The following is a 24,256-nucleotide window of genomic DNA, read 5'->3' on the forward strand; positions in this document are numbered from 1 at the left end:
GGCGTGTTCGTAAGCCCAGCAGGGCTCGGATCAGCACGCCCGAGCCCCGCCCCCGACTGTTTACTTGCCGACGATGAGGGTGTCGCCGTCTTTGCTGACACTCACCTTGACGACGTCACCGTCGGCGACCTCACCGGCCAGCAACTCCTTGGCGAGGGTGTCGCCGATGGACTGCTGGATCAGCCTGCGCAGCGGCCGGGCGCCGTAGACCGGGTCGTAGCCGCGCACCGCCAGCCAGAACCTGGCCGAATCGCTGACGTCCAGCTTCAGCCTGCGCTGTGACAGCCGCTTCTGTAGCTGGTCGAGCTGGATATCGACAATGGACTCCAACTGCTCCTCGTCCAGCGCGTGGAACATCACCACATCGTCGAGGCGGTTCAGGAACTCCGGTTTGAACGCCGAGCGCACCGCGTTCATCACGAACTCCTTGTCACCGCCCGCACCCAGATTCGAGGTCAGGATGAGGATGGTGTTGCGGAAGTCGACCGTGCGGCCCTGCCCGTCGGTCAGCCTGCCCTCGTCGAGCACGGCGAGCAGGATGTCGAACACATCCGGGTGCGCCTTCTCGATCTCGTCGAACAGCACCACCGTGTACGGCCTGCGCCGCACCGCCTCGGTGAGCTGACCGCCCTGGTCATAGCCGATATAGCCGGGCGGCGCACCGACCAGGCGGGCCACCGCGTGCTTCTCGCTGTACTCACTCATATCGATCCGGACCATGGCGCGTTCATCGTCGAACAGGAAGTCCGCCAACGCCTTCGCCAGTTCCGTCTTACCGACGCCGGTCGGGCCGACGAACATGAACGAGCCGGTCGGGCGGTTCGGGTCGGCGACGCCAGCCCTGGCCCGGCGCACCGCGTCGGAGACGGCCTGCACGGCCTCGCGCTGTCCGACGACGCGCTTGCCGAGTTCCTCCTCCATCCGCAGCAACTTCTGGGTTTCGCCCTCCATCAGCCTGCCGACCGGGATGCCGGTCCACGCCGACACGACCTCGGCGATATCGTCCGGTCCGACCTCCTCCTTGAGCATCACCGCGCCGTCCGAGGCGGCCTTCGAGGCCCGCTCGGCCTCGGTGAGCTGCTTCTCCAGCGCCGGGATCCGGCCGTAGCGCAGTTCGGCGGCCTTACCGAGATCACCGTCGCGCTCGGCCCGCTCGGATTCGCCGCGCAGCGATTCCAGCTGTTCCTTGAGGGCGCGGACCTGGTCGATGGCGCTCTTCTCGTTCTGCCAGCGGGTCATCAACTGGTTCAGCTTCTCGCGATCGTCGGCGAGTTCCTGGCGCAACTTCTCCAGTCGCTGCTTGGATGCGTCGTCGGTCTCCTTGCTCAGCGCGACCTCTTCGATCTCCAATCGCCGCACCGCACGCTCGACCTCGTCGATCTCGACCGGACGCGAGTCGATTTCCATGCGCAGCCGCGAGGCCGATTCGTCGACCAGGTCGATCGCCTTATCCGGCAGGAAGCGGGAGGTGATGTAGCGGTCCGAGAGCGCCGCCGCGGCGACCAGGGCGGAATCGGTGATGCGCACACCGTGGTGCACCTCGTAGCGATCCTTGATGCCGCGCAGGATGCCCACGGTGTCCTCCACCGAGGGCTCGCCGACCAGCACCTGCTGGAAGCGGCGTTCCAGGGCGGCGTCCTTCTCGATGTGCTTGCGGTACTCGTCCAGCGTGGTCGCGCCGACCAGGCGCAACTCGCCGCGGGCCAGCATGGGCTTGATCATATTGCCCGCATCCATCGCGGATTCGCCGGTGGCGCCCGCACCGACAATGGTGTGCAGCTCATCGATGAAGGTGATGATCTGGCCCGCACTGTTCTTGATGTCCTCGAGTACGGCCTTGAGCCGTTCCTCGAATTCACCGCGGTACTTCGCACCGGCGACCATCGCGCCGAGGTCGAGCGACACAACGGACTTGCCGCGCAACGACTCCGGCACGTCACCGGCCACGATCCGCTGGGCCAGGCCCTCCACGATGGCGGTCTTGCCGACGCCGGGCTCGCCGATCAGCACCGGGTTGTTCTTGGTGCGTCGGCTCAGAACCTGAACCACCCTGCGGATTTCGGTATCGCGGCCGATAACCGGGTCGAGCTTTCCGTCACGGGCGGCCTGGGTGAGGTTGGTGGAGTACTTCTCCAGCGCCTGGTAGCTGCCCTCGGGATCCGGGCTGGTGACCCGGGCGCTGCCGCGCACCGCGGTGAACGCCTCGCGCAGCGCGTCGGCGGTGGCGCCGTACTTCTTCAGCAGCATGGTCACATCCGAGTCGCCCGCGGCCAGCCCGACCACGACGTGCTCGGTGGAGACATACTCGTCACCCAGCTCGGTGGCCAGGCGCTGAGCGGCGGTGATCGCGGCCAGTGCCTCGCGTCCGAGTTGCGGGGTGGTGGTGGCGCCGGTTGCCCGCGGCAGCCGGTCCACAATGTCCTGGGCCTCGCGCCGGACCGTCGCCGGATCGGTTCCGACGGCCTTCAGCAAGGGGGCGGCGATGCCGTCGGTTTGGTCAAGCAACGCCACCAGCAAGTGCGCCGGACGAATCTCCGGGTTGCCCGCGGCGGAGGCCGCCTGCAGGGCGGAGGTCAGGGCCGCCTGGGTCTTGGTGGTGGGATTGAACGAGTCCACAAGTCACCTTCCTACTGGTCGTTTCCCGCGGCACCGAGGGCTCTGTGCCCGATCCGCGCGATCCGCCGCCCGGCCCGGTGCCGCTCTGTACCGTCCAACGCCGGAAAGGTTGAGTCTGTTCCGCTCAAGTTTGAAATTTTCCGAATTCTCGAGGGGGTCGACACGCAGGCCGTCGACCGGTCCGGCGGCCAACGCTACGCCGCGCCCTCGCCGAATGCGATGGATCGAGGCGGAGGTGGTGTAGGGATGATGAGTGGACGCGGCCGGAGAATATCCGTCCTCGGTCCCCCGCTTGGAACGGACGAATGCCCAGTCACCGCCTACGATGAGCCCGACGGTTAGTTGACGTATCAGTATTCAGCCCCGAACCGAGGAGTGAACCGATGCGCGCGATCGTGGTACGAAAGTTCGGAGATCCCATCGAATCGGCCGATATGCCGGTGCCCGAGCCCGGAGCGGGGGCGGTCCAAGTACAGCTGGAGGCGGCGGGTGTCAACCCGTTCGACCAGCGTATGGCCACCGGCTATCTGGAAGGCAAACTGCCGCACGACTTTCCGATGATCCTCGGGGTGGACGGCGCGGGCGTTGTTTCCGCGGTCGGCCGTGCGGTCACCCATTTCGCCGTCGGCGACCGGGTGGTGGGCAAATTCCTGGTACCGCCGGTCGGCCACGGCAGCTTCGCCGAATACTCCGTCGTGCCCGAGAGCGCCACGCTTGTTCACATTCCCGACGCGGTCACCACGCAGGCCGCCGCCGCGCTGCCGACCGCGGGCGTCACCGCCCAGGACATTGTGGATGCCGCCAAAATCGAACCGGGACACAAGGTTATGATCGTCGGCGCGACCGGCGGCGTCGGTTCCTTCCTGGTCCAGCTGGCCAATATCGCGGGTGCGCACGTCATCGCCACGGCGCGCGCCGCGGACGCCGATCAGATGGCCCGGCTGGGCGCCGCCGAGACCGTCGACCACAGCAAGGCCCCGATCGGCGATTCGGTGCGTTCCACCCACCCGGACGGAATCGACATGCTGTTCGACCTGGTCAGCCCGCCCGAGGCGCTGGCGGAGCTGACGCGGCTGGTGCGTGACGGCGGCACCGTCTACTCGACGATCCGGGCGGCCGACGAGGAACTTCTGCGCAGCCGCGACATCAAGGGCGGGAATATCGAATCCAACGGCGCCGCACCGGAGTTGGCTCGTCTCCTGCGCCGGGTGGGGGACGGTGATGTGGTGGTGCCGATCGCAGCGACGGTGCCACTGACCGACGCCCCCGCTGTCATCGGCGCATCCGGCGCGCGAGGCAAGACGGTGCTGGCCATCTGAGGAGGTCATCGTGACGACAGCGGCTGACCTACCCGCGCATCCGGTCGCCGCGGTACGCGACCACATCGAGGACGGACCGGCGAGCAGCGTGGACAACTCGGCGCTGATCCTGCCACCCGGCGATTGGGCGGCGAGCGACCCGTTCCTGCTGCTCGCCGAGGACCGGTTCAGCACCGCGGGCTTCGGCTGGCACCCGCACCGCGGCTTCGAGACCATCACGTACGTGGTGGCGGGTGAACTCGAGCTGCGGGACAATCGCGGCGGTTACCACGTACTCAATCCCGGTGACGCGCAATGGATAACAGCTGGACGCGGAGTGCTGTACGCCGAGACCGCGCTGCGCGGCGAACCGGTCCACACGCTGCAACTGTGGGTCAACCTGCCCGCCAGCGACAAACTCACCGAACCGGCCTGCCAGGATCTGCGCGGCGCCGCGATGCCGGTGCGCGGCGAGGACGGTGTCGCGGTGCGGGTGTTCTCCGGCCGCTCCGGCACGGTGATCGGCCCGGCGACCAACCACGTGCCGGTCACCATGATCGACGCCACCATGGAACCGGGCCGCGGCCTGAGTCAGGAGATTCCGGCCGGGCAGCGCGGATTCGCGTACCTGCTGGCGGGCCGGGGCCGCTTCGGAGCCGAGCGGACGACCGTGTGCGCGGGCCAGACCGTGCACCTGGACGCCGTCGCCACCGACACCGACACCGCGTTCGAGGTGAACGCGGACGGCGCCGAGCCGCTGCACTTCCTGCTCTGGACCGGTCATCCACTCGGCGAACCGGTCGTCGCCTACGGCCCGTTCGTCATGAATTCCGAGGCCCAGATCCGCCAGACCATGCAGGACTACCAGCGCGGCGCCTTCGGCCCGACCCCTGCCCACTGAACCGGTACCGCGGCGCGCGGCCGCGGAACCCACCCATCGGAGGCGTGAAATGAGCACCCGCCCAGTCGAATTCGGCCTCTTCCTGATTCCCGAGGCCGACAACTACCGGCAGCTCACCGAACTGACCGCCTACGCCGAGGACGCCGGATTGGATCTGATCGGCATCCAGGACCACCCCTACCAGCGCCGCTTCCTCGACACCTGGACCCTGATCTGCGCGCTTGCCGTGCGGACCGCACGGCTCACCTACTTCCCCGACGTGGCCAATCTGCCGCTGCGCAATCCCGCGGTGCTCGCCAAATCGGTTGCCTCACTGGACATCATGACCGGCGGCCGGATCCATCTGGGACTCGGCGCCGGCGCCTTCTGGGATGCCATCGTCGCCATGGGCGGTCCCCGGCTGAGCAACCGCGACGCGGTGCGGGCGCTGTCCGAGGCGATCGCGGTGGTCCGGGCCATGTGGAGCGACGAACGCTCGGTACGGGTGCCCGGCGACTTCCACACACTCACCGGCGCCCACCCCGGACCCACACCGCGGCACGGGCCCGGCATCTGGCTCGGCGCGAAGGGACCGCGCATGCTCGCGCTGACCGGACTCGCCGCCGACGGCTGGCTTCCGTCCTCCGGCTGGGCGCCCCCGGAATTCCTGACCGAGGCGGGCAAGCGCATCGATGACGCGGCGGCCGCGGCCGGACGCGACCCCGCGGCGGTGCGCCGGATCTACAACGTCTCCGGCACCATCACCGACGACGGGGTCGACCGCGGATTCCTGGAGGGCCCGCCGACCCGGTGGGTGGACGACCTCACCGCCCTGCATCAGGACCAGCGCATCGACGGCTTCGTCTTCTGGCCGATCGAGGGCGAACCCGTCGAACAGGTCCGCCGCTATGCCGAGCAGGTCGCCCCCGCGGTCCGCGCCAATGTCACAGCTTGACCCCCAGCGTGCTCATCCGCCCTGGATAGCCTCATAATCCCAACGGGCGAGTACGCGGCCCCCGCGACGGCGTGGCGGTACCCGCCGGGCGCGGGCCGATGAACCGGGTTTGCCCGAGAATTACCGTTGGCCGGGTCCGGCCCGGCACATACCCACACGACCACGGGATTTTCAGGGATACTTGACCGCGGACCGCCGGTTACGGGTATGTCCCTGAGTTACGCAGAGGGAAAGGAAGCTCCACGACGTGGATGCGCGTTCGGCAGCGCTGGTCCGCGCCAATTTCCGTTCGGTGATCGAATCACCGGGCGGGTCCGAGCGGTTGATCAGCGCGTTCTACGGTCACCTGTTCGCGGAAAACCCACAGTTGCGCGAGCTCTTCCCGCCCGCGATGGATATGCAGGCCAAGCGTTTGGTGACCGCGATTCAGTACGTTCTCGACCATCTGGAGGACTGGGGGCGGGCGCAGAAGTTCCTCGAACAACTGGCCCGCGACCACCGCAAGTACGGGGTTGCGGCCTCGCATTACGACGCGGCGGGCCGAGCCCTGCTCGCCGCGTTCCGTGCCTTCAACGGCAACGCCTGGCACCGCGGCCTGGAGGAGGGCTGGGGCGACATCACCATCCTGATCTCCGCGTCCATGGCCATCGGCGCCAACTCCGACAAGTCGCAGCCGTTCTGGGAGGCGACGGTGGTCGGGCACCGCCGGGTGCTGGAGGATCTGGCCATCGTCCGGCTGCAATCCGACGGCCCCATTCCCTACCAGGCGGGTCAGTATGTGCCGGTCACGGTGCCGCAGCGGCCCAAGATGTGGCGCTACCTCTCGCCCGCGATCCCGGCGAACCCCTACGGTGAGATCGAATTCCACGTCCGCAAGATCCGCGGCGGCTGGGTGAGCCCCGCGATCGTGAACGAGACCAGGGTCGGCGATCGCTGGCAGGTGGCGGGCCCACTGGGCGGGCTGCACGTCGATCGCGAGAGCCGCCGCGATGTGCTGATGATCGGCGCGGGCACCGGCATCGCTCCGCTGCGCGCCCAGCTCATCGAGATGGGCCAGCGCGGCATCAATCCGCGGGTGCATTTCTTCATCGGCGGCCGCTACCCGTGCGACCTGTACGACGTGGAGAACATGTGGCAGCTCTCGCAGAGCAATCCGTGGCTCACCGTGGTCCCCGTCTGCGAGCAGAAGACCAACCCGTGGTGGTACCCGCATCCGCCCGCCGATGCGCCGTACGGCATGCACCGGCGGCTGATCGGTAACCTGGGTGCGGTGGTCGCCAGCTTCGGCGCGTGGGCGGACCGACAGATCCAGATCGCCGGATCGGCGCGGATGATCGCCGACACGCGCCGGGCGTTGATCGCGGTAGGCACCCCGGAGCACATCATCAGCTCCGACCCGGTGTGAGTGAACGCAAGACACAGGAGACACCTGATGACGGATCCGAGCGCGCTCGGCAATGGCGCCGCGCGCTTCGAAGACGCGCCACTCGACGGCGCGCCCTTCGGGGACACACCCTTCGATGACGTGCCACCCGAATGGACCGCGACCGTCGTCGGACACCACCGGCTGCGCACCGATCTCGCGGTGATCCGGCTGATCGGCGAGTTCGTCCCGTTCACCGCGGGGCAATCGCTGGAGGTTCGGGTGCCGCAGCATCCGGGCGTGCGGCGCAGACTCTCCCCCGCACTGCCACCGTCGCTCGACGGCAAACTGGAGTTCCATATCCGCACGGTGCCCGGCGGCTGGCTCAGTGGTTCGCTGGTCGCCGATACCAAACCCGGTGACGAATGGCAGCTCAGCGCGCCCGCCGGGACCTTCTACATCGATCCGGCGGGTGACGAGGTGGTGATGATCGCGGGCGGCACCGGCCTGGCGCCGATGCGGGCGCAGATCCTGGAGCTGGCTCGCCGCCCGGAACCGCCGCGCACCTACCTGTTCGTCGGCGGTCGCTCGCCGCGCGATCTGTACGCGGCCGACATGCTGTACCTGCTGGCGGGCGAATTGCCCTGGCTCACCGTGGTTCCGGTGGTGGAGAACACCGAGGATCCGAACTGGGTGGACGAATGGTACGAACAGTCCCGCGTGGATATCGGCTTCCCGCTGGACGATCTGCTCCAGGGCACCCTGGCCGATGTGGTCGGTTCGCACGGCGCGTTCACCGAGCACCAGGTGCTGGTCTGCGGATCGCCGGGAATGACGAGGGCGACGGTGGACCGGCTGCTGGAAACCGGTACGCCGGCCGAAAACATCCAGGTCGAAGGATTCTGATCGTCGTCCAGGCGAAGGCCGGGATCCATTCGCAGACTCGCGGATAGTCGTCACCCGCCTGGATCCCGGCCTTCGCCCGGACGACGAGACTAGAAGAGCGGGTCGTGCCGGATATTCTTCGTCTGGGTACCCGCTGCCATCAGGCGGAACTTGGTGGTTTGCACCATGGAGGGCGAACCGACGATCTGCACGTCGCGGTCCGCCCACGGTCCGAAACTGGCGACGACCTTGCCGATCTGTCCGGTCATCAACGGCTCCAGGCCCGGCCAGGCCCGCTCGGACTCCCCGGAATCCACATACCACCAGGGGTTTTCCTCGCTCTCCGCCACCGGGGTCACGGTGAGCCACTTATGTGCCAGAGCCAGACTGCTCAGCGTCTCCAGGTCGTACAGGTCGCACGGGTAGTGGCCGCCGACGAAGAGGTGCACCTTCGGATTGGTGCGGCGCTGCGCCATCTGCATGAGCTGCGCGCGCAGCGGTGCGATGCCGGTGCCGCAGCCGACCATCAGCATCTTGCGCTTGGTGTTGCGCGGTACGCCGAGGCCGCCGAGCGGCGAGCCGATCAGCCACTGCTCCCCGATCTGCGTCTGGCCGATGATGGCCGGGCTGACCCAACCGCCGAGCACGCTGCGGATGTGGAATTCGATCTCCCCATGGGAATTCGCGGGCACCGCGGGTGATAGGTAGCGCCACATCCGGGGCCGGGACGGAACCTGGACGCTCATGTACTGCCCGGCGGCATAGCCCATCGGCTGGTCCAGTTGCAGCCGCACCACCGCCAGATTGCGCAGCACCATGCGCCGCTCGACCACGGTCCCGGTCCAGACCGCCGGGGTGGTTTCCTTATCGGCCGCGCCGATCATGGTCTCGGCGATGATCGTCAGACCGTCGTCCCACGCCCGGTCGACCTCGTCGGTCCACATCTCGGTGCCGGCGTACCGGCGCATGGCCGTCTTCAACGATGTCGCGACCGCGACGTAATGCTCGGGCTGCACGCCGTACTTGCGATGGTCACGACCCAGTTGGGCGAGGAAAGGTAGTAACTTGTTCGGCTCCTCGAGCCGGTCCAGGGCGTAGGCGATAGCTTTGACGAGCCGATCACGCTGCGAGTCCATCGCCGCGGGAAAGAAATCCCGGGCGTGCGGGTAGTCCGTGAACAAAATCGCATAAAACGAACTGGCCAGTTTCTCCGGACCACCCTCCTCCGCAGCAACCGCCTTGAACGTGGTTCTGATCAACGCGACGGTCCGCGAATCCATTTGTGTCACAACCCCATTTCGCACTCGAAACACAGACCGTGCCAGCGAGTGAGGTGCCGCGGGACACTCGTCAGCAGCCGATGCCAAGGAGTGTAGGCGAGGTTTGCCAGCTACGGAACGCTCCGTTTGAACATCAGGCCTGTAATTTCCTTGAAACGAGGATCCCAAGTGCAAAACGCCCAAGAAACAGACTGAAAGATCGTAAACTGGCGGTAAATTCGGTCAAACCTTCACTGAATTCGTGTGATCCGTTTTGCAAGATTCGTCCGAATCACGCTCAGAGAGCGACTCTTTGGCAACCCGGCCACTGCAACTTGTTACCGCGGCCGGACTACCCGGCCGCGGCCGTCGAGCGGGGCATGCCACAAATCCGACGGATGATCCGATGCCCGCGACACCGAATCGGAGCCGACCCGCTGTAGCGGCTCCCGGCTTATTAGTGGCTATCTCCATAGCGGCCGACCAGGAAATTCACCACGGGCCCATTGTTTCCGATTCGGCCCGAGCACCGAACGGAGAGCACACGGGTTTGCCGAAAGGTGTCGGGACGATGCCGCGTCATTCCTCGAAGCGCCGGGAACGACGACGGGCCCCGGATTTCCGGCCCACTCGCGGTGAGCCGGACCCGGGGCCCGGCGGTCTTCCGAGATCAGCGCTGGTTGCGCGGCTTCCACACGACCAGCGCGGTACTGCGTTGCGGCGGTGCGAAATCGGGCCGGTAGCCCGCTCGCAACCGCTCCAGCTCGGCCGCCATCTCGGCGACCCGCTGCTGCAACTCCTCGACCTGATTGGTCAGTTCGATGATGCGCTTGATGCCCGCCAGGTTGACGCCCTCGTCCTGGGACAGCCGCTGCACTTCGCGTAGCAGCTCCACGTCCCGGGCCGAGTAGCGCCGCCCGCCACCCGAAGTGCGTTGCGGCGTAACCAGTCCGAGGCGGTCATAGGTGCGCAGGGTCTGCGCGTGCATGCCCGCCAGCTGGGCCGCCACCGAAATCATGAAGAACTCGGCACGCGAGGCCCCACCGGAGGCCTTCTTCGGATCAGTGGACATTACGCACCTGCCCATCCCGCACGAGGATCGAACCCGCTGGTCTTCTCCGCCTCCGCATAGCGCCGCAGCGCCTCGGAGGCATTGTCGTCCAGCTTCTGTGGCACCGCGACCTTGACGGTGACCAGCAAGTCACCGGCGCCGCCGCCGCGTTTGGGCACGCCACGCCCACGCACCCGCAGGATGCGGCCGTCGGCGGTACCCGGAGGCACCTTCACCCCGACCCGGCCTTCCAGCGTCGGCACGGAAACCGTTGTGCCCAGAACCAATTCAGAGTAGCTGACCGGCAGCACCAGGGTCAGGTCGTCGCCGTTGCGGCCGAAGACCTTGTCCTGGCTGACATGCACGGTGACATACAGATCACCCGAGGGCGCACCGCGCAACCCGGCCTCACCCTGTCCGGCGAGCCGGATCCGTTGCCCGTCACTGACACCGGGGGGAATCCGCACCGTGATGGTGCGGGTCCGATTCTGGATGCCGCTGCCGTGGCAGTCGACGCACGGGTCGTCGATGATCGAGCCGGTGCCCCGGCAGTCGTCGCACGGTTCACTGAATCCGAACGCGCCCTGGTTACGGCTGATGACGCCGGTTCCATTGCAGTTCGGGCAGACCCGCGGACTGGTTCCGGGCTTGGCGCCACTGCCGTGACAGGTCGTACACGGCGACGGACTCGTCATCCGCAGCGGAACCGTGACACCCTGCGCGGCCTCGCGGAACCCGAGCGTCGTCTCGGTCTCCACATCGGCCCCACGGCGCGGGCGGCTCGCGGTACGCGTGCCGCCCCGGTTGAACAGGCCGCCGAGCAGGTCACCGAGGCCACCGTCACCGGCATTGGCGTTGCCGAAGATATCCCCGATATTGAAGTCCTGCGAGAAGCCGCCTGTCGCACCGGGATTGAATCCGCCGCGGCCGTAACCGCCACCCGCGAACAGCTTGCGGGTGTCGTCGTACTCCTTGCGCTTGGCCGGATCCGACAGCACGGCATGCGCCTCGCTGACGGTCTTGAAGCGTTCCTCGGCCTTGGTGTCACCGGGATTCGCGTCCGGATGCAGATCGCGGGCGAGCTTGCGGTACGCCTTCTTGATCTCGTCCTGCGAGGCGTTGGAGGAGACACCCAGCTCCTTATAGAAGTCCTTCTCGATCCACTCCCGTTGACTCACCGGATATCTCCTCCTCTCTTCTCCGGACCCGACGCTCGCGCCGCGGCTTTATTGGTTGTTCGCGCCGGCATCAGCATCCGATGCCTCTGTCTCGGTCGGACCGGCCTCGACGAGGTCGGCCACGCCATCGGTTACCCCGACGAGCGCGTGCCGAAGCACCCGCTCGCCGAACCGATAGCCCTTACGCATGACGATGCCGATCACCGGATCGTGTCCGGAACCCTCGTGCTGCACGGCCTCGTGCAGGGTCGGGTCGAAGGGCTCACCCTCCGCACCGAACTCCTCGAGGCCCTGCTTGTGCAGCGCGTCGGCGAGCTTGTCGGCCACCGACTTCATCGGCCCGGATTCCAGGTCGCCGTGCGCCCTGGCCCGGTCGAGATCGTCGAGCACGCCGAGCAGTTCGGTGACCACCGCCGCCTTGGCGGTGTCGATCGCGGCCTTGCGGTCGCGATCGACACGACGCCGGTAGTTGGCGTATTCGGCGGTCAGCCGCTGTAGGTCGGCGGTGCGCTCGGCGAGCTCACCGTTGGTCGCCTCGGCCGACGCGGCGGGCTCGGGGGCGGCGGCAGCGGGCGCCGCCGGGGCACCCGCACCGTCTGCCGCCGCTTCCCGGACCTCGCCGGTCTCCGGATCGATCTTCCGGTTGTCGACGAAGGTGATCGGCTCCTGTTCGGAGTTGTCGGTTCGCTCGCTCACTTCTTCTCCGTGTCGACCGGCTCGTCCACGACCTCGGCATCCACGACCTGGTCATCGTCGGCGGAGCTGGGCGCGCCGTTGCCGGACGCGGCCTGCTCGGCGGCCGATGCCTCGTAGATGGCCTGGCCCAGTGCCTGCGACTCGGTCGCCAGCTTCTCCACCGCGGACTTCACGGCCGCGATATCGGTGCCCTTGAGCGCCTCGTTGGCCTCGGCGATGGCCGCCTCGACCTTGGACTTCACGTCCGCGGGCACCTTGTCCTCGTTCTCCTTGATGAACTTCTCGGTCTGGTGCACCAGCGACTCGGCCTGGTTGCGGGTCTCGGCCTCCTCGCGGCGGGCCTTGTCCTCGGCGGCGTGCGCCTCGGCGTCCTTGACCATCCGGTCGATCTCCTCCTTGGACAGGCCGGAGCCGTCCTGGATCTTGATCGTGTTCTCCTTACCGGTGCCCTTGTCCTTCGCGGTGACGTGCACGATGCCGTTGGCGTCGATGTCGAAGGTGACCTCGATCTGCGGCACGCCGCGCGGGGCCGGCGGGATGCCGGTCAGCTCGAAGGAGCCGAGCAGCTTGTTGTGCGAGGCGATCTCACGCTCACCCTGGAACACCTGGATCTGCACCGACGGCTGGTTGTCATCGGCGGTGGTGAAGGTTTCCGAGCGCTTGGTCGGAATGGTGGTGTTGCGCTCGATGAGCTTGGTCATCACGCCACCCTTGGTCTCGATGCCCAGCGACAGCGGGGTGACATCGAGCAGCAGGACGTCCTTGACCTCACCCTTGAGCACACCGGCCTGCAGGGCGGCGCCGACGGCGACGACCTCGTCCGGGTTCACGCCCTTGTTGGGCTCCTTGCCACCGGTCAGTTCGCGGACCAGGTCCGAGACCGCGGGCATACGGGTCGAACCGCCGACGAGCACGACGTGGTCGATATCGGCGACATTGATGCCCGCGTCCTTGATCACGGACTGGAACGGCGCGCGGGTGCGGTCGAGCAGGTCCGAGGTGATCTTCTGGAATTCGGCGCGGGTCAGCTGCTCGTCGAGGAACAGCGGGTTCTTGTCGGCGTCGACGGTGATGTAGGGCAGGTTGATCGAGGTGCTCTGCGAGGAGCTCAGCTCGATCTTGGCCTTCTCGGACGCCTCACGCAGGCGCTGCATGGCCATCTTGTCCTTGGTCAGGTCGATGCCCGCGCTGGCCTTGAACTTGTCGACCAGCCAGCTCACGACGCGCTCGTCCCAGTCGTCACCACCGAGGTGGTTGTCGCCGGAGGTGGCGCGGACCTCGACGACGCCCTCGCCGATTTCCAGCAGCGAGACGTCGAAGGTGCCGCCACCGAGGTCGAAGACCAGGATGGTCTGTTCCTTGTCGCCCTTGTCCAGGCCGTAGGCCAGCGCGGCCGCGGTGGGCTCGTTGACGATGCGCAGCACGTTCAGACCGGCGATCTGACCGGCCTCCTTGGTGGCCTGGCGCTGCGAGTCCTCGAAGTACGCGGGCACGGTGATGACCGCGTCGGTGATCTCCTCGCCCAGGTAGGCCTCGGCGTCGCGCTTCAGCTTCATCAGCACGCGCGCGCTGATCTCCTGCGCGGTGTACTTCTTGTCGTCGATGGCCACGGACCAGTCGGTGCCGATGTGGCGCTTGACCGAGCGGATGGTGCGGTCGACGTTGGTGACCGCCTGGTTCTTGGCGGGCTGGCCCGTCAGAACCTCTCCGTTCTTGGCGAACGCGACGATCGACGGGGTGGTGCGCGATCCTTCAGAGTTCGCGACGACGACCGGCTCGCCGCCTTCGAGAACAGCGACGACCGAGTTCGTGGTCCCGAGGTCGATTCCGACCGCACGAGCCATGGTGGTTCCTCCTAGTTGACGTAAATACATGTGTCGGTGCCGGGCGAACAGCCGCCCTGCGACGCAGCATCCCGGATCGGGCACTGCCGCTGCCGCGAGACCTCACCCCGAGCACCTCACGGAGCACGGTCCCAGCAACGCTGAGCGTGGTCGGCTCAATCCTGCACCCGATTCGGGTCGGGCGTCAACTCAAACTTGAGCCTGACACACTCAATGATGTCGAACAGCACAACTGGCGACCGGCGCGATTCATTCCCTGGCCGACCCGAATGTCGGCATTCGTGATTCTCGCCACTTCGACCGGGATCGGCCGTGGTGCAGTCAACGCTCGGCGGGCACAGCCCCCGGCGGAAAGGGAGCAATCCCGGCGTGCCGCGGTAGTTCAGCCCTCGGGGACGGCAGTCGGCGGAGATGGGTCAGCTACCGCGCGGCGCTATCGCTCGGCGGTGAGACCGGGGTGAATGCCCTGTCTCAACCCATTGGCCACGGCCAGCCGTTGCAGCAGTCCGAGCAGCGTGGCCCGCTCCTCGGCGTCGAAGGTCGCGAATAGTTCGGCCTCCAGCGCCTGCACTTCATGTTGCGCCCGGACCAGCAGGTCCTGCGCGGCGGGCAGTAGATACACCGCGTGCGCCCGGCGGTCGGTCGGGTGCTTGCGCCGCTCGACCAGGCGGCGCTTCTCCAATTCGTCCACCAAGCCGACCATCACATTGCGGTGGATGCCGAGCGTCTCGCACAACTGCTGCTGCGACTGACCGTCGTTCTCGCGCAGCAGCCGCAGCATGCCGAAGTGCCGGGGACTGATGCCGAGCGGTGCGAGCAGGTCGCTGAATCGATCACCGGCGTAGAAGCCGAGCTGACCGAGCAGGAAGGCGGCACGCTCGGAGAGCGGCGGGAACAGCGGATCGTCGGTCACCCACCGATCGTATCGCATTAACGCACCTATCGGGATTGCCATCTTGATTGATAATCACTTCGGGTGCATAGTTTGAAGAGTCGCACGTCCCACCCAATCGAAGAGAGACCGCCGTGGAACCCGACCTTCGAACCCTCCCCGACGCCCCGCCGCAGGATCCGCGCCGCTGGATCGCCCTCTGGTACGGCATCGGGCTGCTGACGCTGATGTGTCTGGGCTTCCTCACGCTGCCGCGCGATGCCAAGTTGGAACCACACGAAATCGACGTCGACGAGCTCGACCCGGAATTAGCGAGGGTGTGATGGACGTACTGATCATCGGCCGCAGCAAAGGCGCGGTGGATACCGCCGCTACCCGGCTCCACGCGCTCGGGTTCACCGCCCGCGGCGTCACCACCGACCACGAGGCGCTCGCGGCGCTGGACACCGAGCGGTTCGGCACGCTGCTGATCGGCGGTGGGGTGGAGCGTAATTCGCGCATTCCACTGAAGGCGAGTGCCGCGCGGCACGGGGTCACCGTGCTCGAGGCTCGGCGCAACGGGCGCGATATCGATACCTACCTCCGGGAGGTCGTGCTCCCGGTATTGCGCGAGCGGGCGTGAAATAGCGGGCCGGGGCCGGTCGTCGACTCCGGCCCGGACCGCCTGGTCTCGTCGGTCATTCGACAGTCCGCCTCCGCTCGGCGCAGTAGTAGCGTGAGCGATGCGCCGTCGATTCGAGGAGGTCGCCATGCGGGCTGCCGTCGTCACGAATACCGAGTTCAGGATCGAGGATCTGCCGACACCGACACCCGGCCCGGGACAGGTCCTTATCAACGTCTCGCGGTGCGGGATCTGCGGTTCCGATCTGCACGCCCGCACGCACGCCGACGAGATGGCGGAATTGGCCGCCGCGACCGGGTACGACCGGTTCATGCGCTCCGATCAGAGTGTGGTGCTCGGGCACGAATTCAGCGGCGAGATAGTCGATTACGGGCCTGGCTGCCGCAAGCGGTGGCGGACCGGTACCCCCGTGGTGGCGTTGCCGATCGTGCGGCACGACGGGCAACCGAACCTGACCGGCCTGTCGACGGCCGCGCCCGGCGCCTACGCGGAGCAGGTGGTCGTGCAGGAATCGATGACCATGCCGGTACCGAACGGGCTGTCGGCCGAGCACGCCGCCCTCACCGAACCCATGGCGGTGGCCTGGCATGCGGTGCGCATGGGCCGAGTCGGCAAGGGACAAATCGCCTTCGTCATCGGCTGCGGGCCGATCGGACTCGCGGTGATCAGCATGCTGAAGGCCGCGGGCGTGCGGACCGTGGTGGCCAGTGACTTCTCGCCCCGCCGCCGGGAGCTCGCGACCACCTGCGGCGCCGATATCGTTGTCGACCCCGCCGCCGAATCCCCGTGGGACGCGGCGCCGAAACGCGGCCGAATCAACGGCGTCACCGACATCCTGAGCCTGGGCTTCGACACCATGGAGCGGCTGCGGCGGGTCCCGAACCTGCCCTGGTGGTATGTATTCCGCCTCGCGCACACCCTCGGCGCGGGCCCAGCGGGCCCCGTCATCTTCGAATGCGTCGGCGTCCCCGGCATCATCGACCAAATCCTCACCGCCGCACCCCCGCGGTCCCGGATCGTGGTCGTCGGCGTCTGCATGGAACCGGACCGCTTCCACCCGGCCATGGCCATCAACAAGGAATTAGAACTCCGCTTCGCCCTCGGCTACGACCCCGGAGAATTCCGCGACGCCCTCCACCTCCTCGCCGACGGAAAGGTGAATCCGGCCCCCTTGATCACCGGCACCGTGGGCCTCGACGGCATCGAGAACGCCTTCACCGCACTCGGCAGCCCCGAACAACACGCCAAGATCCTCATCGATCCCACCAGCCCCGCCATCACCCCCTGACCTCGCCCGGCAACTCGCTTCGCGGAATCCTCCGAATGAGGTAGCCTCGTATACAGAATTTTATATAGTCCCCGCTTGTGAAGCCGATCAAGTTCGTCGCGACCGCGCTGGACGACCTGCGCGAATTCCCACTGGATGCGCGCAGGGAGTGCGGCTACCAACTAGATCGGGTTCAACGTGGCCTCGATCCCGTGAACTGGAAACCCATGCCCGCGATAGGGCTCGGCGTCCGCGAGATAAGGGTGCGTGACCACACCGCTCGAGGAAGGAGTGCGCTGATGGCGGACGGAACGTTCGACAGCGTGTGGGATGCGATCGAGGACACCCCACAGGAAGCCGAGAACATGCGGCTGCGGTCACGGCTGATGATCGTGCTCACCGAACGGATCAGCTCACAAGGTTGGACGCAGACCGACGCCGCCGAGCGACTCGGGGTAACCCAACCGCGGGTTTCGGACCTCATGCGGGGCAAGGTCCATCTGTTCAGCCTGGATGCGCTCGTCAACATGATCACCGCGGCGGGCATGCATGTGGAGATTACGGTGCGCCCGGCCGCGTGACGTGCGGGCGGACCGGATCAGTCGGTGGCGGCGATTCGAGCGGCGAGGTCCTTGTCGAGAGTGACCCGCACCAGGGCGGCGGCCAGGGTGGCGGTGTGGTTTCGCGGAGCAAGGTCCGCCAGGGCTTCGGGGGTGTCGGGGAGACCGACCTCGGTGGCGCCACGACGGGCTCGTTCGTCGAAATAGGGTCGGATCCAGGGCCACACGTCTTGTACTTCGCGAAGGAAGATGGCGCTGCCGGTGGGGCCGATGCCCTGGAACTGTTGCAGGAGCTGGGCGGCGCGGTGGGGGTCGTGGTCGGCTTCGCCGGATATTTTGCGGAGATCGCCGCCGTAGCGATCGAGGACCAGGGCGGCGTTGGCGCCGAGACGGGAGGCGGCGCTCTCGTCGTAGCGCACGTAGTGGGCGCGGTCCAGCACGTCGACGAGTTCCTGCCATTCGGCGTCGGCGACCCGCCGCGGTGTTCGGTAGCCGGTGCCGACCAGGTCCCGGGCGGCCGCCACCGCGATCCCGGCGGAGATCCTGGTACTCAGCAGTTCGGCGAGCATCAGGAGTTGGAACAGCGGTGCGGGCTTATCCGCGAGCGCGATGTCGGCTTCCTCGGCATAGGTGGTCCCGGCCTGCTCCAGTAGTGCTCGCACCAGATCTTGCTCAGTCATCACGACCTCCCCTGCTCTATACCGGAGGCGTACCCCACCGCACGCGGTTCACACGGGTCCGCACCCGGTTGCGAGGACGGCGGATCCGGCTTGTATATCCGGAGCCGATCGCACCTGACCTCGACCCGGCACGGGTGGGGGACATGGGTGGTCCCCCACGAGGCCGATGCGATTCAGGCGGCCAGAATCTGCTCGAGCTGGGCGGTGACCTGGGCGAGCACCCGGCCTGCGGTAGCCAGGTCGGCGGCGGCGATGTTGTCGTATGCCTGCTTCATCGCGCGCTCGATATCGGCGCGCACGCTACCGAAGCGGGTGTGCCCGAGGTCGGTGAGCCGGACGACCCCGGTGCCGTCGGTGATCAAATCGGCGGCGGCCAGATCAGCCAGCGCGGCCGTGGCCGTGTCGATATCGGTCTTCAGCGCCCCGGCGAGCCGGGCCGACAGTTGCTCGACGGGAATCTCGGGACCCGCGTTGGCGGCCAGGGTGAGGGCGACCCACTGGTGGTACGTCATGCCGGGCCCGCGCAGAATCTGGTCGAGCATGGCGCGGTGCGCGTTCTCGGCCTGGCCGAGGACCTGCGGGTTGAGGGTGATGGTGGCCATGGTGATCGTTCCTTTCCGGTTGATGCTTTCACCCTGTTTCGACACCGGAATTCGCCACGCTGTGACAGAACGCCTCGCGACCCGCATGTGATGCGCACCACAGCCGGAGCCCGGGTCGCGCCCACACCCGTCGGCGGGGAATTCGCTACTCCTCGAGAGCGACCCTGCCGTGGCATCCCCAATAGGCACGCGCTGGGCGCGGTCCGAAACGCTCAGGCGGACAGCAGGCTCAGGGTCCCCTCGGCGCTGCGGGCCGCGGTGAGGCAGGCGGAGCGGGTGAACTGGTCGGCCAGCGGGTGGCGGGCACGGTCACGCCATTTGCGGACGGCCGCGACGGCCTGCGCGCGTTGCGCGGCCGGGGAGGCGTCGATCGGCAGGCCGAGACGCAGATGCGGGGCGATGCCGGAGCCGCCGATCAGCCGATGCAATTCGGCCAGATCGGCCGGGGGCAGCGTCAATTCGTCGGTCCGCAGGCGGCCGAGCAGTCGCAATTCGGCGAAGCCGTGCACATCGGCGAGCAGGGTGCGGACCACGGGCAATAGGCGGTCGGCCCGGGTGCCCGGATAGGCGGTAAGCACCCGGGCCAACGCCGTCAACGCCGAATGCGCCTTGAGCTGGTCGGCACGCTGGCCGAATTGCACATCGAGCACCGAACGCAGCTCGTCGACGCCACTGCGACCGGTCAATTCGGCGGCCAAGGTGGCAGAATCACGCACGCCGAGCCGAATCAGGGTGACCGCCATGCGAATCCCGAACATGCCGAACCGTTCGGCCAGCTGGGCACGCAACTCCGGCGGCACCGGGAGTGCGATATCGGGGCGGGCGAAACGGTCCGCGGACAGCATGGCGGCCGATAGATCGTCGACCGGAACCCCGGCCAGCGCCTGGAAGGCCGCGAACTCCTGCTGGCGCAGCGTCGCGGCGGCGAAGGCGAGCAGCCCCGCGACCGGGATCACGGCCTGGCACAGCCCGGTTCGCTCCAACTCCCCGGCGAAACGCACGGCCACATCCCGGGCCGAATGCAGCGCGTCGATGCGGCCCGCGCCGATCTCGTCGGCCCTGGAAACGACGCCGACCACACCGAGCGGACCACCCTGCCCGGCGCCGGCCCGCGCGCCGATCCGCTCCAGGAACCGGATATCGGTGGCGTCCAGTCTGCGCAACAGGTACACCACGGCATCGGCGCCCGGCAGCGACAAACCGTCGTCCCGACCGGTCTGCTCATCCTCCGCACCGGGGGTGAGCAGGCGAGAGGTACGCAACGACACTTCACGCGAGAGCGACGACGTGCCCGGGGTGTCGATGATCGTGGTGTGCGCCAGAGCGGCCGCGGGCCACTCGACCTCCAGGTGATCCACCGGACGCGGACCGGGCGCGTTCCAGTTCAGGCGCTCCAGATCGAAGGTGAGACCATGCGTCCCGCCGCCCCTGCGCACCACCACATTCGCGGTCGCGCCGTCCGGGGCGTACGCCGTCACACTCGGGGTCGAACCGTTGCGATACCAGGTGACCACCCGGGTGCATTCGGTGGCGTCCGTCGGCGCGATGTCCTGCCCGACCAAGGAATTCAGCAGGGTCGATTTACCCGCCTTGAGGGAACCCGCCAACGCCACCCGCAATGGCTGATCGAGGCGCCTGGCACAGTCGGCCAGTAGCGCCCGCGGCCGCGGCTCCCGCACGAACTCCTGTCGCGCGGCGCCGACCAGCCGATGCGCCTCCGCGACGATCCCGGGCGCAATCCTGGTCTCGCTAGTCACGGGGTTACCGTACCGGCGGAACTTTCTGCCGGTGCGGCGAGCGCGGGTTGCATGGCATCGGCGTAACGGCGCAGCTCGGCGACGACCCGCAGCTGACGTTCCAGAACCTGACAACGTTCGGTGCGCCGCGCCGACTCCATGGTGGCCGCCTCCTGCGCGGCCCGCAGCGAATCATCGATGGAACGCAGGCTCCGCTCGGCGACACCGCTGTAGTGATCGCGCAGCGCGCGGTGGATGCGATGCAGACGATCCTTGGAATCCTTGGCCGTCTGGAACGCGACATCGTCGACGAAGCGGCGCACCGCCGCCTTGGCCTCATTGCGCCTGCGCGCCAGCCTGGCCTGCTTGTCATCACGGAAGGCCTTGCCGCCCACAATGACTCCCGCACCGATGGAGATCGGATTGAGCATCGCCAGTCCGGCGAGGGTACTGGCCAGACCGACCATGAGCACGCCGCCGTAGGAGCCACGCATGCCGACGAGCAGCTTGCTGCCGAAACCGATATCCGGCTCCAGATCGCCGAGAGTGCCCGAACCAGCCCAGCTCTCTTCGGCATCGAGTCCGGTTCGCACGTCGGGCAATTCGACCGCGCCGATATCGGTGAAGTGTTCGGCGACCCGCTCGGCGAGCAGGACGGCCCGCTTATGCGTCCACAACAGATTGTCGCCGATCGCGGAATCGACTGTGCTGGTGAGCCATTCGGCGGTACTGTCCCAATTCTTACCCGGGTCGTTCTCGTCGATCCATTCTTCCCCGGTACGAGCGATGCCGCGCAACCGATCCCGCAGATCGTGGTCGACATCGCCTGCCAGATCCGTGATTCCGTCCGCGAGCGTCTGCTGCCAGGCGGCGGTGCGACGGTGCAATTCCTCGGCCGAGGTACGCGCGACCTGCAATTCCCGGATCGCCGCCGCACCCTGCTCCGGGTCGCGCAAGGCCACCAGCTCGCTGCCCAGGGCGAGCGCCAGATGCTCTGCGGCGGAATGGATGTCACGTGAGACGGCGCGACGGGTGGCGGCCTGGTCACGCGCCACCACCTGATCGCGCAGGAATTGATACAGAACTCCGAAGCCCGATTCGAGACCGAGTTGCTGATCCTGTAGGCGCAGCGCGTGTGTGCGCAGCACCGCCGAAACCGGAATGATCGGCACCTCGAGCCGGGCCCGGCCCAGGTGCTGCACATCGGCCTCGTGCACCCGGCGCCAATGCGGGTAGAGATCGGTTTTGGTGAGCATCAGCGCGACGGTGGGACACAGTTCGCGCACCTGACGCAGGAAGGCGAGCTCCGGTTCGGTGAGTTCGGTGGACGCGTCGGAGAGCACCAGCACCGCGTCCGCGGCCTGCACCATGCCGAGCACACTTGCCGCGCCGGAACTTCCATGTCCGCCGACACCGGGGGTATCCACCAGCACGATACCGTCGGCCAGCAGCGGATTCGGCAGTTGTACCTCGAGCCGCAACACCCGGCGGCCCTCCGCCAACGGGGAACGCACGGTGACAGAACCGATCTCGTCGACCGGCACCGGAACCCGCGTTTCCGGTGCACCCTGTTGCAGGCCCGCGAGCACCAGCTCCGCCCGCGGCTCCGGACCGGGGACGAGCAGCATCGGCACCGTGGTGGTCATGTCATCGCCCACCGGGCAGATATCGACATTGAGCAGTGCGTTGATGAAACGGCTCTTGCCCTGGTCCAGTTGTCCGGCAATCACGATGCGACGCCGTGGATCGCGGACCCGGTCGGCCGCCGCTTCCAGGCGGCCGACCAGATCGTTACGTCCGGCGGCCCGCGCCGCGGCGATGGTTTCACCCAGGACCGACAACATCGGTACCGCGGGTGCAGCGGGAGTGGTAGCGGGTGTCCCCATCGCCGTATCGACCTCTTTCAGTGCAGGAACGCGTCGCCGGTCAGATCGGCCCCGGCGGAGCCGCCGACATCGGCGCCCGCGTGGGTGTCGCCGAACAGTCCGGCGTCACCACCGGCCGAGCCCTCCAGACCGGATCCGAAGGCGCTCGAAACGTCCAGCGACGACCAGGTGTTCGCGGTCGAGGAGATCGCACCGGACGCCGTCGACCCGACAGTACCGCCCAGCTCGCTCGCGCCGTGCGCGCCGGCGCCGAGCGAACCCTGCGCCGCGCCGCCGACCGAACCGCCCAGCCCCGCACCGGCATCCACCGTGCCGCCGACACCGAACGACAGCCCACCGCCCAGCTCCGCACCCGCGCCGAGTCCGGTCTCCAGACCGGAAGAAATGCCACCGCCGAGCCCAGCGCCCGCTTCCAGACCGGTCTCCAAACCGGAAGAGACGCCACCGCCGAATCCGGCACCGGCATTCGCGGCCGCACCCAGCCCGGACGACAGCCCCGTCTCCAGACCCGTCGACAGCCCACCGCCGGCATCCGCCGCCGCACCCAGACCGGACGACAGGCCCGTCTCCAGACCGGTCACGGCGTGACCACCGGCATCCAGCCCGGCCGACAGACCGCCGTTCAGCCCGGCCGCGGCATCGGCCGCCGCGCCGAGCCCGGCCTCGACACCGGTACCGAACTGTCCCGCCGCGCCGACAGCGCCGTTCACCCCGCCCGAGAGCCCGGTCTCCAGACCCGCGCCGACCTGCCCCGCACCGTCGACCGCGCCACCCGCACCGGCCGAGAGACCACCGCCGAGTCCGGCCGCGGCATCGAGTCCACCGGAAAGCCCGGTCTCCAAACCGGTACCGACCTGCCCGAAACCACCGACCGCGCCCTCCAACCCGGTCGACAGGCCACCACCGAGGTCGGCGCCGCCGCCGAGCGCCGCACCCACTCCGGTCGCGAAGCTCGATTCCAGCCCCGCGGCAGCCTGCGTCCCCGCACCGACCGCGCCACCGACACCGGCCGACAAGCCGCTACCGACCTGCCCCGCACCACCGGCACCACCCTGGAGACCGCCGGACAAGCCCGCCTCGAGACCCGTCGCGACCTCACCACCGAGATCGACGGCCCCACCGAGACCCGTCTCGAGACCCGCTGCGGCTCCAGCACCCGCGTCGAGCGCACCGCCCACACCCGCGGCCAGATCCGTCCCCACACCGGTGGCGGCCTGCGCGCCACCCGCAACAGAGCCCTGCACACCGGCACCGGCTTCGACCGCCCCGCTCACACCGGACGACACCGCACCACCGAGATCACCGGCCGCACCCAGACCCGACTCGAATCCCGTCGACGCGTCGACCACGCCGCCGACCGCACCGGACAAGCCCGTCGCAACCTCACCACCGAACCCGGCAGCCCCACCCAAACCCGTCTCCAGACCCGCCGCAGCACCCACGCCAGCGTCAACCGCACCGCTCACACCGGACGACACCACACCACCAAGGTCAGCAGCCGCACCCACACCCGTCGACAAACCCGACTCCAACCCGGTCGACGCATCCACAGCGCCACCAACCGCACCGGACAAGCCCGTCGCAACCTCACCACCGAACCCGGCGACCCCACCCAAACCCGTCTCCAGACCCGCCGCAGCACCCACGCCAGCGTCAACCGCACCGCTCACACCGGACGACACCGCACCACCGAGATCAGCGGCCGCACCGACACCCGTCGACAGGCTCGACTCCAAGCCGGTCGACGCATCCACGGCACCACCGACCGCACCGGACAAGCCCGCGCCCACACCAGCCGCCGCATCCACCGCGCCACCAACACCCGCGTCAACCACACCGCCAACACCCGACGACACCGCACCACCGAAGTCAGCAGCCGCACCCACACCGGTCGACAGGCTCGACTCCAAGCCGGTCGACGCATCCACGGCACCACCGACCGCACCGGACAAGCCCGCGCCCACACCAGCCGCCGCATCCACCGCG

General features: G+C 67.9%; 21 protein-coding genes and 1 pseudogene. 10 read left to right on the top strand and 12 right to left on the bottom strand.

Features of this window, described 5'->3' with window-relative positions; translation table 11 throughout:
- Positions 1-60: 60 nt before the first annotated feature.
- Positions 61-2,616 (bottom strand): ATP-dependent chaperone ClpB, encoded by a 2,556-nt coding sequence (gene clpB, locus AB0H61_RS19745; protein ID WP_357306336.1) that lies wholly within the window; start codon positions 2,614-2,616, stop codon positions 61-63.
- Positions 2,617-2,999: 383 nt separating this feature from the next.
- Here clpB and AB0H61_RS19750 point away from each other — a divergent pair, with 383 nt between their 5' ends.
- The 5 genes from AB0H61_RS19750 (at position 3,000) to AB0H61_RS19770 (ending at position 8,018) form a co-directional block, all read left to right on the top strand.
- Positions 3,000-3,935, top strand: a complete 936-nt coding sequence (locus tag AB0H61_RS19750; protein ID WP_357306339.1) for an NADP-dependent oxidoreductase — start codon at positions 3,000-3,002, stop codon at positions 3,933-3,935.
- Between the two features lie 10 nt (positions 3,936-3,945).
- Positions 3,946-4,815: a pirin-like C-terminal cupin domain-containing protein gene (locus AB0H61_RS19755; protein WP_357306340.1), complete on the top strand. Its 870-nt coding sequence runs from the start codon at positions 3,946-3,948 to the stop codon at positions 4,813-4,815.
- Between the two features lie 49 nt (positions 4,816-4,864).
- Positions 4,865-5,749 (top strand): LLM class flavin-dependent oxidoreductase, encoded by an 885-nt coding sequence (locus AB0H61_RS19760; RefSeq protein WP_357306342.1) that lies wholly within the window; start codon positions 4,865-4,867, stop codon positions 5,747-5,749.
- Between the two features lie 247 nt (positions 5,750-5,996).
- Entirely contained in the window at positions 5,997-7,154 is a 1,158-nt protein-coding gene (locus tag AB0H61_RS19765; protein ID WP_357306345.1) for an FAD-binding oxidoreductase, read from the top strand.
- Between the two features lie 24 nt (positions 7,155-7,178).
- The gene (locus tag AB0H61_RS19770; protein ID WP_357306513.1) at positions 7,179-8,018 is read left to right on the top strand and encodes an FAD-binding oxidoreductase; all 840 of its coding nucleotides are present in this window, start codon (positions 7,179-7,181) and stop codon (positions 8,016-8,018) included.
- Positions 8,019-8,107: 89 nt separating this feature from the next.
- Here AB0H61_RS19770 and AB0H61_RS19775 read toward each other — a convergent pair whose 3' ends face one another.
- The 6 genes from AB0H61_RS19775 to AB0H61_RS19800 all read right to left on the bottom strand — a co-directional run bounded on the left by AB0H61_RS19775 (position 8,108) and on the right by AB0H61_RS19800 (position 14,938).
- Complete coding sequence (locus AB0H61_RS19775; protein ID WP_357306348.1) at positions 8,108-9,277, bottom strand: FAD-binding oxidoreductase; 1,170 nt, start codon at positions 9,275-9,277, stop codon at positions 8,108-8,110.
- Positions 9,278-9,926: 649 nt separating this feature from the next.
- Positions 9,927-10,328, bottom strand: a complete 402-nt coding sequence (locus tag AB0H61_RS19780) for a helix-turn-helix transcriptional regulator (protein ID WP_357306351.1) — start codon at positions 10,326-10,328, stop codon at positions 9,927-9,929.
- Positions 10,328-11,485 carry a molecular chaperone DnaJ gene (gene dnaJ, locus AB0H61_RS19785; RefSeq protein ID WP_357306354.1) on the bottom strand — a complete coding sequence of 386 codons (1,158 nt, stop codon included), beginning with the start codon at positions 11,483-11,485 and terminating at the stop codon, positions 10,328-10,330. Before dnaJ ends, AB0H61_RS19780 begins: the two co-directional genes overlap by 1 nt.
- 48 nt (positions 11,486-11,533) lie before the next feature.
- The gene (grpE, locus tag AB0H61_RS19790; protein ID WP_357306357.1) at positions 11,534-12,181 is read right to left on the bottom strand and encodes a nucleotide exchange factor GrpE; all 648 of its coding nucleotides are present in this window, start codon (positions 12,179-12,181) and stop codon (positions 11,534-11,536) included.
- Complete coding sequence (dnaK, locus tag AB0H61_RS19795; protein WP_357306360.1) at positions 12,178-14,025, bottom strand: molecular chaperone DnaK; 1,848 nt, start codon at positions 14,023-14,025, stop codon at positions 12,178-12,180. Before dnaK ends, grpE begins: the two co-directional genes overlap by 4 nt.
- 433 nt (positions 14,026-14,458) lie before the next feature.
- Positions 14,459-14,938, bottom strand: coding sequence for a MarR family transcriptional regulator (locus AB0H61_RS19800; protein WP_357306363.1), 480 nt, complete (start codon positions 14,936-14,938; stop codon positions 14,459-14,461).
- A gap of 113 nt (positions 14,939-15,051) precedes the next feature.
- Between AB0H61_RS19800 and AB0H61_RS19805 the strand changes: the two genes are divergently transcribed.
- The 5 genes and pseudogenes from AB0H61_RS19805 to AB0H61_RS19825 all read left to right on the top strand — a co-directional run bounded on the left by AB0H61_RS19805 (position 15,052) and on the right by AB0H61_RS19825 (position 17,387).
- Entirely contained in the window at positions 15,052-15,240 is a 189-nt protein-coding gene (locus tag AB0H61_RS19805; protein ID WP_357306366.1) for a hypothetical protein, read from the top strand.
- Positions 15,240-15,539, top strand: coding sequence for a hypothetical protein (locus tag AB0H61_RS19810; RefSeq protein ID WP_357306369.1), 300 nt, complete (start codon positions 15,240-15,242; stop codon positions 15,537-15,539). The genes AB0H61_RS19805 and AB0H61_RS19810 overlap by 1 nt, the downstream gene beginning before the upstream one ends.
- A gap of 127 nt (positions 15,540-15,666) precedes the next feature.
- Positions 15,667-16,827, top strand: coding sequence for a zinc-binding dehydrogenase (locus tag AB0H61_RS19815; RefSeq protein ID WP_357306371.1), 1,161 nt, complete (start codon positions 15,667-15,669; stop codon positions 16,825-16,827).
- Positions 16,828-16,904: 77 nt separating this feature from the next.
- Positions 16,905-17,084: pseudogene (locus AB0H61_RS19820) on the top strand (type II toxin-antitoxin system RelE/ParE family toxin); the annotation flags it as partial.
- A 21-nt stretch (positions 17,085-17,105) separates the two neighbouring features.
- Positions 17,106-17,387, top strand: a complete 282-nt coding sequence (locus AB0H61_RS19825) for an XRE family transcriptional regulator (protein ID WP_357306515.1) — start codon at positions 17,106-17,108, stop codon at positions 17,385-17,387.
- 17 nt (positions 17,388-17,404) lie between these two features.
- Here the strand turns inward: AB0H61_RS19825 and AB0H61_RS19830 are convergent, their stop codons facing one another.
- The 5 genes from AB0H61_RS19830 to AB0H61_RS19850 form a co-directional block, all read right to left on the bottom strand.
- Positions 17,405-18,046: an endonuclease gene (locus AB0H61_RS19830; RefSeq protein WP_357306374.1), complete on the bottom strand. Its 642-nt coding sequence runs from the start codon at positions 18,044-18,046 to the stop codon at positions 17,405-17,407.
- 173 nt (positions 18,047-18,219) lie between these two features.
- Positions 18,220-18,648, bottom strand: a complete 429-nt coding sequence (locus tag AB0H61_RS19835) for a hypothetical protein (protein ID WP_357306377.1) — start codon at positions 18,646-18,648, stop codon at positions 18,220-18,222.
- Positions 18,649-18,860: 212 nt separating this feature from the next.
- Positions 18,861-20,354: a dynamin family protein gene (locus AB0H61_RS19840; protein ID WP_357306518.1), complete on the bottom strand. Its 1,494-nt coding sequence runs from the start codon at positions 20,352-20,354 to the stop codon at positions 18,861-18,863.
- 47 nt (positions 20,355-20,401) lie between these two features.
- Positions 20,402-22,270, bottom strand: a complete 1,869-nt coding sequence (locus AB0H61_RS19845; protein WP_357306380.1) for a dynamin family protein — start codon at positions 22,268-22,270, stop codon at positions 20,402-20,404.
- A 17-nt stretch (positions 22,271-22,287) separates the two neighbouring features.
- Positions 22,288-24,256, bottom strand: a 1,969-nt coding sequence (locus AB0H61_RS19850) for a hypothetical protein (RefSeq protein ID WP_357306382.1), incomplete at its 5' end; no start/stop codon positions are given.

Origin of the sequence: Nocardia sp. NPDC050710 (genome assembly GCF_040654375.1) — a bacterium.
GTDB lineage: Bacteria > Actinomycetota > Actinomycetes > Mycobacteriales > Mycobacteriaceae > Nocardia.

Coding starts and splice junctions, on each gene's coding strand:
- AB0H61_RS19780 (WP_357306351.1), bottom strand. CDS start 10,328: ATGTCCACTGATCCGAAGAAGGCCTCCGGTGGGGCCTCGCGTGCCGAG.
- dnaK (WP_357306360.1), bottom strand. CDS start 14,025: ATGGCTCGTGCGGTCGGAATCGACCTCGGGACCACGAACTCGGTCGTC.
- AB0H61_RS19835 (WP_357306377.1), bottom strand. CDS start 18,648: ATGGCCACCATCACCCTCAACCCGCAGGTCCTCGGCCAGGCCGAGAAC.
- AB0H61_RS19810 (WP_357306369.1), top strand. CDS start 15,240: ATGGACGTACTGATCATCGGCCGCAGCAAAGGCGCGGTGGATACCGCC.
- AB0H61_RS19815 (WP_357306371.1), top strand. CDS start 15,667: ATGCGGGCTGCCGTCGTCACGAATACCGAGTTCAGGATCGAGGATCTG.
- AB0H61_RS19845 (WP_357306380.1), bottom strand. CDS start 22,270: ATGGGGACACCCGCTACCACTCCCGCTGCACCCGCGGTACCGATGTTG.
- AB0H61_RS19760 (WP_357306342.1), top strand. CDS start 4,865: ATGAGCACCCGCCCAGTCGAATTCGGCCTCTTCCTGATTCCCGAGGCC.
- AB0H61_RS19830 (WP_357306374.1), bottom strand. CDS start 18,046: ATGACTGAGCAAGATCTGGTGCGAGCACTACTGGAGCAGGCCGGGACC.
- AB0H61_RS19775 (WP_357306348.1), bottom strand. CDS start 9,277: ATGGATTCGCGGACCGTCGCGTTGATCAGAACCACGTTCAAGGCGGTT.
- AB0H61_RS19750 (WP_357306339.1), top strand. CDS start 3,000: ATGCGCGCGATCGTGGTACGAAAGTTCGGAGATCCCATCGAATCGGCC.
- AB0H61_RS19825 (WP_357306515.1), top strand. CDS start 17,106: ATGGCGGACGGAACGTTCGACAGCGTGTGGGATGCGATCGAGGACACC.